The following is an 11331-nucleotide window of genomic DNA, read 5'->3' on the forward strand; positions in this document are numbered from 1 at the left end:
ACCCGGTGACCACCGCCGGCTCGGGCACCAGCTCGGGCAGCGATTATGAGCAGCTCGGCTATGACGCGGCCAGCAACGTCACCTCGCGCCGCCTGCGCGACGGGCAGGTGATCACCTATGGCTATGACAATCTCAATCGCGTGACCAGCAAGGTCACGCCGGGCAGCGCACCCAATTGGGACGTGACCTATAGCTACGACCTGCTGGGCCGGGTGATCAATGCCACCGGCGACGGCTCCGCGGTGAACGCACTGACCTATGACGCGCTCGGACGCGTGACCAACGAACAGAATTACAACGCCGGCACGCTCCATGCCTATGACCTTGCCGGTCGCCAGACCCGCATCACCTGGAGCGACGGCTTCCATGCCGACTACGACTATAACGTCACCGGCGAGGTGACTGCGATCCGCGAGAATGGCGCAACTTCGGGCGCGGGCGTGCTCGCGACCTATGCCTATGACGATCTCGGCCGGCGGACCAGCGTGACGCGCGGCAACGGGACGACGACGAGCTATGGCTATGACGCGGTGTCGCGGCTTACGTCGCTCACCCAGGATCTGGCGGGCAGTGCCTATGATTTCACCAATAGCTTCAGCTACAATCCGGCGGGGCAGATCGCATCGCTGACCCGCTCGAACGACGCCTATGCCTGGAACGGGCATTACAATGTCGATCGCGGCTATGGGATCAACGGGCTGAACCAGGCCACGAGCGCGGGCCCGACCAGCCTTGGCTATGACGGACGCGGCAACCTGACCAGCTCGGGCAGCTCGGGCTATGGTTATACGGTGGAGAACCAGCTGGTGTCCGGGCCAGGCGTCACGATGCTCTACGAGCCCGGCGGCGGGCAGTTGCTGCAATCGTACAATACCGCCACGGGCGCCGACACGCGGTTCGCCTGGTCAGGCGGGCGGATGACCGCCGAGATCAACGCCTCCGGCTGGGCCATCACCAGGCGCTATGTGCCGGGCCCCGGCGTGGATGAAACGGTCGTGTGGTACGAAGGCTCGGGCACGAGCGACCGGCGCTGGCTGCATACCGACGAGCGCGGCTCGGTGGTGGCGGTGACCGATGGCTCGGGCAACGTCATCGGCGTCAACAGCTATGACGAGTACGGCATCCCGGCTGCCGGCAATATCGGGCGGTTCCAATATACCGGCCAGGCCTGGATGCCGGAACTGGGCATGTATTACTACAAGGCCCGCATCTACTCGCCCACCCTGGGGCGGTTCATGCAGACTGACCCAACTGGTTACGCAGATGGCCTGAACTGGTATAATTATGTGGGGGGTGACCCTGTGAACTTCTCCGATCCAACTGGCTTACAGCGGTTTTGTTGGACGCAGGCAGGCTACACTACCTTCTATCAAGATTCTGATGGAAATGGTCATATAGAACACGTTCAATCGATGCAATATTGTACAGATTACGAATCTCCGGGATCGGTATATCCTGATAGACCGACTGGCGGAGGTTCTGCGAACACACCGAGAGAAAATAAAGAAAACAAACCTTGTGGCGCAACCGTAACCGTAAATCTCTTTAAGACCACGCCACCCATACTGGGGCATCTGGGAATGTCCATAAATGGCGGACCGAGCTATGGTTTCTACGGCCAAGAAAGTATTTCATGTATCGTAAGCTGCCAAGGGTCAATCAAGGTTGACACTCAGCCGGTTGCGGGCAGCGTGACCATATCCATAACCCATAGGCAGGCGGCTGCCCTCTATCGTTACCTCGCGAGTGCGGTTAGAAACCCACCTGCGTACAATCTAACAGGAAACAACTGCGCGGGCTTTTGCTCGGCAGCCCTGGCATCCGTTGGAGTCAAGAATCCCTCCACCGTATTTAACAAACCCAACACTGTGTTTGACCAGTTAAAGAAGAACGAGGGGTCGAACAATCCCAGGTGTGAGTGAATGACATGATTGACAGAATTACTATAAAGTCGGCCGTAGTGTTATCACTATGCTATTCTACATTTTATGTATTTACTATGACGTTGCTGCTACTCGACGTAAGCATGGGACCATTTCTTGAGAAGTTGGTTATATTTGTGAATCCAACTATTTATATTACTTCCTTTCTTATATCGTATGGGAGTACCTTTGGAAAGACAGTATACATTTTTCTCGGATTTTTATTTAATTTTATCGTGGGATTTTCTGTATTTTACATAGCTATATTTCTCATAAATAAATCAATTTACCTAGTAATCCCGATATCTATGGGAATAATGCTCTGGTTTGTGATCGTTTTCCTGTGATCATCGGATAGCTCACGCAATAAATTTTGCCGTTCGTAGCTATTTTGTCGAAATTAACAAAATACGTGGGAGCGTATTAGGGTCAGGACCCATTGATGTGAGAGGCGCGATCTGATTGAGGCTCCGCAAGGAGACCGGATGTGAGCGAGCTATACTGGCTGACGGACGAGCAGATGGCGCGGCTGGAGCGGTATTCCCGAAGAGCCACGGCAGGCCGGGGTAGATGATCGGCGGGTGTTGAGCGGGATCATCTTCGTCAATCGCAACGGACTACGCTGGCGGGACGCGCCGAAAGACTATGGGCCGCACAAGACGCTGTACAACCGCTGGAAGGGCTGGGGCCAGATGGGCGTCTTCACCCGAATGATGGAAGGCCTGTCCTCCGCAAGCGCCGATCGCAAGACGGTGATGATCGACACGACCTATCATCTGAAGGCGCACCGCACGGCATCATGGTCTGGGGATTGCCGTCGAACCCGGTAAACTCCTTCCGGACGTCGCCCTCAATCTCGACTGGCAGATCCTCGTCGCCCTCGCTGACCTTCGTGAATATCCAGTCTTGGTGGCGTTCGAACCCGCGGCCGATGGCGGTCTCACCCCGATGCCCGAACGGCGGATTCCCGAGGTCGTGTGCTAGACCGATGGCTGAGAGCATCGGTTGGTCTAACTGCCGATCTGACGGATCTCCTTAGAGCTCTTGAGCGGCATTGTGTTCGTCAACCGCAACGGCCTGCGCTGGCGCGACGCACCCGGCGCCTACGGGCCGCACAAGACGCTCTACAATCGCTGGAAGCGGTGGGGCGAGCGGGGCGTGTTTACGCGGATGATGGAAGAGCTGGCTGCGGCGGATGCCGAGCCGAAGACCGTGATGATCGACGCGACCTACCTCAAGACGCACCGCACGGCATCCAGCCTGCGGGTAAAAAGGGGGACCTTGGCCGCCTGATTGGCCGCACCAAAGGCGGCATGAACACCAAGCTCCATGCCGTTGCCGACGCGAGTTGAAGAACGCACTGCGGTCCGCGGATGATTTAGAACGGTAGGCGGTCACTGCGGACCATGGATGACGACTTTCGGAATTTCGCAAGTCGATCGCGAAAGACCAACGTTGGGTGGGAAGCAATTATTCCGACTTCAGCGCGGGCATGACGGGAATGCGCCCTCCATTCAGTCGTCCGCTGACGTTGCTGAACCGCCCCAAGCGGACGCTCGTCGATGCGCTGTTAAAGAGCAGCGGCCGGATGGGAAGCCGTTCTCAAATGACGTCCGTTAGATGTCCTCGGCGGCCGGGTTCACACGGTTACCGCCCCACGACCTGAAGGAAGGCCATTGAGCCGAAGCGCGGTCCCAACTCTTGATCCTGATCACAACAGCTTTATCGTTCCCATATTTGGTCGCTCGGTACTCCAAGGTGTATCGGGAAGAGCGGTTTAAGTGAGGGGGACAATGCAAGCTTCATTCGAAATGCATCAAGGCCGGAGCGCTCTACGCGGAATAATCGAGCAGTTTCCGGTGACTAGTTCGTATTGGAATGAAGCTCAAAATCGGTTCCAGTTCATCGATCGATTGTTGAGTGAATGCCTCGGCTGGGAGAAGCCACTGATCGAGGTAGAATTCTACGATGATGCCGGGGGGCGCGCGGACTATCTATTGGGTCGGCCTGTTCGCGCCGCCCTAGAAGCAAAACGGGAGGCGAAGAAATTCAACTTCTTGCCGACGTCCCGTCCGAGTTCTGCTCGAAAGCTGAGGCCTCTCATAGACGGGTGTGCGACCCTGAAATCTGCTTGTACGCAGGTTATTACCTATTGCGCCTTACATGGCGCTCGCCTGGCTGTCGTATGCAACGGGCCCCAAATGGTCATATTCCAGAGCGTAGGCCAAGGAGCCTCACCTTTGGACGGGGAATGTTTCGTCTTCGACGGATTTGAAGCCTACCTATCTGGGTTCGCCACCCTGTGGCGCTTTCTATCGCCAGAAGGGGTCTACGAGAATGTAGCCGTTAGAGCCCTCGCAGATCTACAGAATCCCAGAATTCCTGTGAAGGCTTCCACAATATTGGCCGATCCGAAGGCTTATCGTTACAGAACGCCGTTCCAAGATAATCTCCGTACGTTGGCGACTGTTCTTTTAGAAGAGGTTGAATACAATCCTGAAGTAAAGTCAGATTTCTATAAGGAGTGCTACGTTTCTGTATATGGCAATGACAAGGCATCGTTGCTAAGTAGGGAGGTGATTTCATCTCGCTACAAGCGGGTATCCGACAATGGTATAATGCCAGCCAACCTTAACACAACAGTGCGGGATGGATCTGTAAAAGTTGAGGGCGCAGAGATTGCGTCAACAACGGGGAGGCCCGTCGTCGTCATAGGCGATGTTGGGGTTGGAAAAACTTCATTCTTTGAAAATATTTTTCAAAAACTAGACGAACATGAGAAGTCAAATACTTGCTATGTTCATATCAATCTTGGAGAGGAAGCGGCACTCGCGACTGACGTGAAATCATATTTTCTTCGTAGGGTTCCTCTGGTGCTGCGCGAAGAATATGGGATCAATATTGATTCCAATGATTTTGCGTCGAAGCTCTATTCCCCTGAAATTGAGGAATTCGATGAAGGTGTCGAGGGTCAGCTGAGACACGTGGATAGAACTGCGTATTTGAAAGCCAGAATCGCGCACCTATCGAGTCTACTTCAAGATCGAGCAATGCACGTGCAAAGATCGCTTAATTTCCTCGTTAAGGGAATGGGGCGGCAGGTGATGATCGTCCTAGACAACGCAGACCAGCGTACTTTTGAAACGCAGCAAGAGGCTTTCCTTGTTGCTCAGGAGCTCGCGTCTAATCGGACTATGTTAATATTTGTAGCACTTCGACCATCAACATTTTATGCTTCTAAGCTGAGCGGCGCACTTTCGGGATATAAGAACGAGGTTCTAAGCATCTCTCCACCGCCGGCGCATGAGGTTATACGCAAGCGGATCGTATTCGCCCTACGAGTGGCGGCCGGGCGTGTCGCCCCTGCAGCTCTAGAGGGCGTAAGCCTTAATTTAGGAAATATCGAACTGTTTCTCAGGGCGATGTTAAGATCGATACGTGGAAACCCGGATATTAAGACTTTCTTAGGGAATATCACGGGCGGAAATACCAGGCTTATACTTGAGCTCATAACAAGCTTTTGCGGATCTCCCAATGTGGAGTCGGAAAGAATCGTAAAGATTGAGGCCGACAATAAAAAATATCTTGTCCCAATACACGAGTTTACGAAGCATGCGTTGTTGGGAGAGTATGCGTACTATAACGCCACGTCTTCGCTGGTGGCCTGCAATGTTTTTGATGTCAGTCTGGCTGATAAGAGGGAGCATTTTCTCTCATCACTCCTGATTGGTTATTTGACATCACCGGCGGGGCTGCAAAACAGCGACGGATTTGTGCCTGGCACTGTCGTATCCGCCGAGATGATGCGACTGGGGTTTGTTGAATCTCAAATCCGAACCGCACTGCGTCGATTGGCTGAGCATCGGTTGATTGAGACCCCCCATGCCCATTTCCGCGAAATTGCGGTGACGGATGATGAGGTAGTCGATTCATACCATTTCAGGGCAACATCGGTGGGTGTTTACCACATTAGGCATTGGATCGGTTCGTTTTCATTTATGGATGCGATTTGCTTGGATACCCCTGTGTTTGATAAAGATAGGCGCGAGATAATATTCAAACATGCTGCAAGTTTTGAAATTAAAGATCGCTTCGTAAAGGCAAAAAATTTCCTTGAATATCTGGAGTCCATTTGGTTTGACGCGAATTTTGACATTAATTATTTTGATTTCCAGTCGGCGATAAATGATCAGGGCAAATCTTTTGAATCGGTTCGGCGGTTTGTTGGAAGTAATAATAAGTCGTAGCGCCACGCGGCGTTTCTAATCGCGTTTTATCTCTTACGGGAGCATTATCGGCAATGCCGGCATATAGACCACCTACATTTCAGGAGCGGAATGCGCTCGCGGCAAGGGCCAAGCAGGCTGCTCTCGACAAACTGCTGATTAAGGCTCCGGTCGACGAGGCTGCTGCTTCCGAGCGACATGCAGCTCGAATCGCGCGTGAGGCTGCTGAAGCGAAAAAGAGAGAGAGCAAACGGCTCGCACGAGAGCAGGAGAAGGCGGAGAGAGTTGCACGCGCCCGAGAGCGACTTGAGTTGGAGCAAGCGATCGCGCCCCCTACGGACGCGGATCACAAAGCTGCGCGGGAGGCTCGTTATTCTTCTCGCAGACGTCGAGGCTGAAGGCTCTGCCGGGTGTTGCAGGAGGGAATGTATCAACCGGTGCTGGAGTGCTAACCTCGGACGTCTGTTTCGCCGGGATTTCAGTTTCAAAGCGGCCAGTCCGCCTCCGGCCCAGAAGCGGCTAGTCCGGTTCGACACGACCAGCCGGTCTGCTATACGCCCCAATAGCGGTCATTCGATCGGTTCACGGACGAGCCCGAAACCTGCCGCTCGTTTTAGCAGTGGCCTTGCATCCGCACCGGCTTGCTGGCGGCTGGCCGTGAAGGGCGCGGCCCATTACGAGGGGCTGCAAAGTGCCGGTCGTTTACATCCATAATGGATATTCCACAGACTGGATCTCTACGCCCTCTAGCATCGAGCGCCTAGTTGGTTAACTTTGATCGCAATGAGCGATGTGGGCGAAGTAATTGAGATTGCACCTGACGACTTCGCGCGGCGCTTCTCGATGCGCCCGGCGAAGTTGATGTGGCTTTTGGGTGCGGGCGTTTCGGCCGCTGCGGGGATTCAGACTGCTTGGGACATGATCTGGCGCTTCAAGCGTGAGCTCTATGTCACGCAGCGCAAAGTCTCAAAGCAGGCGCTGTCGGACCTTTCCAGTCCCGCTATCCGTGCCACCTTGGATGCCTTCGTCGCGGAGTCTGACATTCTCCCAAAACCTGGGATGCCCGAGGAGTATTCTGCGCTTTTCGAGGCGACCTATCCTCAGGAGCAGGATCGCCGATCCTACATCGATCACATGATTCGAGGCATGAAGCCGACGCAGGGGCATCTCGCTCTCGCAGCGCTTTTGAGAGCTTCGTACAGCAATATCGTCTGGACGACGAATTTCGATCATCTGCTTGCTGATGCCTGTGCGCGAACTTTTGAAACCACAGCTGCGCTCAATACCGCTGCCCTAGATGGCTCCGTGCTGGCGGGAGAATTCATCTCGGAACAGCAATGGCCGATCGAGGTGAAGCTTCACGGCGATTTCCGATCGCGCCGGCTGAAGAACACCAGTGAGGAACTCCGCCACCAGGACGCGCAATTCCGTCGTCAGCTGGTTGACGCGTGCCGTCGCTTCGGCCTGATCGTCGCGGGATACAAAAGATGGGAACCTGCTAACCCAACTGGATATATGGGAGGCGAGGCCAGGCTTCTGGGTCGCAACACCGCATGGTGACTTTCACCTTCGGCCTCCCGGGAAGCCATACAATCCCCTAGGAGCGCTCTTCGATCACGATGATTGAGGGGGACGAGCGCGCGCGTGCGCTAAGGTCCACCAGCTTGCCGGCGCCTCGTGACCGGCGGTAGTTGAAGGAGCACGGTATCTATGCGGTGGATCGATCCGCCCTCCGGGTCCTGATACGGCTTTCCTAAGCCATTCGATCCAGCGCCGGGCCAAGCCATCGACGGATGGCTGCTGGCGAATGGTTATCCCCAATCTGAGATCAACAAATGGCGGGGCAGGGGCGTACCTTGCTCAGTGTGGGGCGAAATCGAAACAGACCCGATCCACCTTCTCGAGGCGAAAATCCTCTGCGAGCTGCGCGCTATAGCCGGCGATCAAGGTCAAGCGGAAAGCTGGTATCATTCAGTTCCAATACCGGTGCTCGGCGGACGCACAGCACAGCAACTGGTGGAGGGCGGGGAAGGGGAGGCCGTCGTCGCGTACATTCGGGATTTGTGGCGCGGCGGGTTCGCGTAATTTCGGATGCGCTACCAAGTGGCGCCGAGCCTCGCGAGCATCTCGAGTAATATTTTCTTGCTCTTAGTGCGGCGCATGCCGGAGTTTCGCGGAAAATCAATTCGCCCCGCCTTTTCACGGCGACGGGCGAGATCTCGCTCAAACTCTAGAAGCGATATGCGTCGCTGGCCGTCCTTGGTCTCGGGCTTTTCCATATCTGGTACTTAGGCCACACCGTCTCCCAGCACAACTTTCGGCCCGCTTCGGCAATGTCGGCTTACCAAATTCATATCGATGCAATTTCGCTAGAACGCCGGAAGCCCGGCCCTCATTACGCAGCCGAATCTAAGGTGCTTGCGGACACTATCGTTCGGAATTCCGCAATGATGTCCGCGTGCCTAGTCTCGAGGTAAGCCGCGACGTTCCTGTTCTCGATCAGACGCTGCAGGTATCGCGAGGCGAGGACGAGCTGGAGGACATCGTCACCGAAGGTCGCCTCGCGTGCACGAAAGTCGTGATTGAGCGATTCCAGCTCGCGTTCCATCCGTGCCATCTGTTCCGGAGTCACGCCCGCGACCTTCTTGGCCCTATCTGGCTTCGCAAGGTCATCCTGCCGGGCGGCCGCCATGATCGCCCTAGCATAGCTGGCAGTGAAGTTGTTCATCTAGGCCATCATCTCGACCGCGGCGAACTGCTTGTGTGGCTTAAGTTTGCGTAGGATGTCGAATATTTGGGGATTGACGGGCTTCTCCTTTAGGATTTCGACGACCTCAGGGGCAATCCTGTCAAGCAGGTTGCGGCGCCGCAGGACCAGCTTTTCGTCGATACCCAGCGCGGCTGCAATCATCTTGGCCGGCACGCCGCGGTCTAGCGCGCGGGCGATCATGTAATGCTCCTGGACCGTCGCGAGCCGATTCACGCGCTTGTTGTAGGTGAAGGCCTCGTCGTCGTCCTCCACGATGCAGGGCGCGGTTTCCGCCGGCTGCTCTTTGAGTGCGTGTAGGCGGAGATGGCCGTCGAGCAGCATGCGCTGTCCGCGTCCGTTGGGCGTGGTCACTGCGAGCGGCTCGATGATGCCGATTTCCTTGATAGAGGTAGCGATCCTTGCGTAACGGCGCGAGCCGGTGATCCGGGTCGTCATGGGGCGAAGGGGTAGGATCATTCCGAGCGGAACCTCGAGGACCTTATTTGGGGGAGCTACGGTTGAGTGGGGAGTAGTTTGATCGGCTTCGTCCGCTACTTCCGAACAAGCTTCGCGAAGGCGCCCGGGTCCACGACCGGCGAGTGATCAGCGGCATGACCGCGAATTTCGCCGCTTATAATCGTCCCGGCATCACTGCCAAGAAAGTGCGTGCCGCCCTTGATTCGGAAGAGGATCGCGTGCGCCGCCATCGGTAGGCCAGAGTACTGGGACCAGCGGCACCCGCGCCTATTGCGTGATCAGCGATGCCGAGCGTTTCGTTTGGCTGGGCACTGCCCTCGCCAAGGCCCTGCCTGACGTGCTGTTGCGGCACCATCGGGTCGCGCTTGCCCTGTCGGGCTATTCGACGCTCTATCGCTCTGCCGAACGCGGGCGGAGGATCAGCCTGCGCTTCTTGGCTCTGAGGCTTGGGGTCGACGCCTGAGCCGATGCGCTCGCCGCATTCGTGCCCGATACGATCGTGGCGCCGCCCAAGGTAATGCGCCGGCTGGCCGAAAGCGGGCGGCTTGCCGCGCAGCACTTGTTCAGGGGCGCCGAAGTGCTAGATTCCCTGGGCCGCGTGGCCATCGAGGCGGCGACCTGTGGCGGGTTCGCGAGATCTACATGGCGACCGAAGGCCTGTTCGGCGTCAGCTGCCCGCACGGCACGCTGCACCTCGCCGAGGATGTCGTGCGAGTGGCTGGCCGCCGGTGAGAGTGGCTTGGTGACACCTCTGGTCACCGATTTCCGCATCGTGCAGATGGCGCCGGATCGCGTCGCCGCCTAGCCCGCGCCTGCGTTGCCACCGGAGAGCGACGGGCGCGTGATCGCATCGCTGGATGCCCTGTTCGAACCTGTCGGCGTCGTCCGGCCTGCCATCGCCGTTTCGCGTGAACTAGCGATCGACTTCGACCGCAAGCTGCGCCGTGTCCGCCGCGAATGGCATCAGAGGTAGAGGACAGTCTCGCGCCGCTCGATCGACTGGGGCCTGCCATTGGCCAGCCGCCACACGGTCGGTCCGATCAGGTCGGCGGGCCCGATCGCGAAATCGACCGTTCCCCAATCCTCCAGCGCATCGACTTGGTCGGCCAGCACCCGCTGGTCCTGGCGCAGCAGCGGCAAATTGACGACCTTGAGCGCCCAGCGCTTGAGCCAGGCCGGGGTGATGCCCTTGCGCGTTGTGAACAAAGCATAAGGGCGGACAAGATCCTTGTCCTCCGGCACGAAGATCGCGGTCAGCGACACGCTCAGGCCGCGCTCGGTACGAAACTCGAGCTGGCCGATCGTCGGCGGGAAATAGCGCCCGATCGAAACTGTCCGCTTGCCTTCGAGCAGCCGCGGCATGAAGCCGCCGGCCCTGGCATTCTCATGATAGACCGCCTCGGCGCCCTCGGGGCCAAGCGACACCTCCACGCGCATCGCCCGGCGCTTGCCGGTGCCGCGCAGGAACCAGGGATGGACATAATGCGGATGCGAGGCGTCGAGCATGTTCTCGATCCCGTCGAGCAATCGCATCCGGCTGGATTCCAAGACCCAGCGGAAATGATCGAGCGTCGGATCGTCGAGCAGGGCGGGCAGGCGCGGGAAAGGCGGCTGCACCTCCGCCAGGCAGCTCCAGACGAGCCCCGCGCGCACCTCGACCGGTAGCACCCGCACGGCGACCGGTGGTATCTCGTCGGCCCCAGGCACCTCGACGCAGCGTCCATCCGCACCGAAGCGCCAGCCATGGTAGGGGCAGGCAATCGCGCCGCCGCGCACGTAGCCGTCGGAAAGCCTGAGTGCGCGATGCGGGCAGCGGTCGAGCATCGCGACCGGCTTGCCCTGGCTGAGGAACAGCAGGATCGGAGTTCCCATCAGGCGCCGCGCGATCGGCTTGCTGCCCAGCACATCGAGCGCCGCCAGAGGATGCCAGCCTTGCGCGATAGCCACCGGCCATGCT

Annotated in this window: 6 protein-coding genes and 3 pseudogenes; 7 read left to right on the forward strand and 2 right to left on the reverse strand. The window is 57.4% G+C overall.

Going from position 1 to position 11331, the window contains the following annotated elements; translation table 11 throughout:
* The 5 genes and pseudogenes from FFS08_RS00005 to FFS08_RS00035 form a co-directional block, all read left to right on the forward strand.
* On the forward strand, nt 1-1922 hold a 1922-nt coding region (locus FFS08_RS00005; protein ID WP_137861148.1), incomplete at its 5' end, for an RHS repeat-associated core domain-containing protein.
* A 487-nt stretch (nt 1923-2409) separates the two neighbouring features.
* Nucleotides 2410-2722, forward strand: a pseudogene (locus tag FFS08_RS00010) (transposase); the annotation flags it as partial.
* Nucleotides 2723-2963: 241 nt separating this feature from the next.
* Nucleotides 2964-3268 (forward strand): annotated as a pseudogene (locus FFS08_RS00020) (transposase); the annotation flags it as partial.
* A 447-nt stretch (nt 3269-3715) separates the two neighbouring features.
* Nucleotides 3716-6169: a hypothetical protein gene (locus FFS08_RS00025; RefSeq protein ID WP_137861147.1), complete on the forward strand. Its 2454-nt coding sequence runs from the start codon at nt 3716-3718 to the stop codon at nt 6167-6169.
* A gap of 762 nt (nt 6170-6931) precedes the next feature.
* Complete coding sequence (locus FFS08_RS00035; protein WP_137861145.1) at nt 6932-7708, forward strand: SIR2 family protein; 777 nt, start codon at nt 6932-6934, stop codon at nt 7706-7708.
* A gap of 835 nt (nt 7709-8543) precedes the next feature.
* Here FFS08_RS00035 and FFS08_RS23925 read toward each other — a convergent pair.
* Nucleotides 8544-9374 (reverse strand): annotated as a pseudogene (locus tag FFS08_RS23925) (plasmid partitioning protein RepB C-terminal domain-containing protein).
* Between the two features lie 274 nt (nt 9375-9648).
* On the opposite strand from FFS08_RS23925, the gene FFS08_RS00050 reads away from it, so the two are divergent.
* Together FFS08_RS00050 and FFS08_RS24165 are read left to right on the forward strand one after the other, a co-directional pair.
* On the forward strand, nt 9649-9837 hold the full coding sequence (locus tag FFS08_RS00050) for a hypothetical protein (RefSeq protein ID WP_137861143.1): 189 nt from the start codon (nt 9649-9651) through the stop codon (nt 9835-9837).
* A 378-nt stretch (nt 9838-10215) separates the two neighbouring features.
* Nucleotides 10216-10347 (forward strand): hypothetical protein, encoded by a 132-nt coding sequence (locus tag FFS08_RS24165; protein ID WP_275427233.1) that lies wholly within the window; start codon nt 10216-10218, stop codon nt 10345-10347.
* Here FFS08_RS24165 and FFS08_RS00055 read toward each other — a convergent pair.
* Complete coding sequence (locus FFS08_RS00055) at nt 10338-11321, reverse strand: Rieske 2Fe-2S domain-containing protein (RefSeq protein WP_171012411.1); 984 nt, start codon at nt 11319-11321, stop codon at nt 10338-10340. The two genes, FFS08_RS24165 and FFS08_RS00055, sit on opposite strands and share 10 nt — an antisense overlap.
* Nucleotides 11322-11331 lie beyond the last annotated feature (10 nt).

Source organism: Sphingomonas sp. 1F27F7B, from assembly GCF_005503355.1.
Lineage (GTDB): Bacteria > Pseudomonadota > Alphaproteobacteria > Sphingomonadales > Sphingomonadaceae > Sphingomonas.

Coding starts and splice junctions, on each gene's coding strand:
- FFS08_RS00025 (WP_137861147.1), top strand. CDS start 3,716: ATGCAAGCTTCATTCGAAATGCATCAAGGCCGGAGCGCTCTACGCGGA.
- FFS08_RS00035 (WP_137861145.1), top strand. CDS start 6,932: ATGAGCGATGTGGGCGAAGTAATTGAGATTGCACCTGACGACTTCGCG.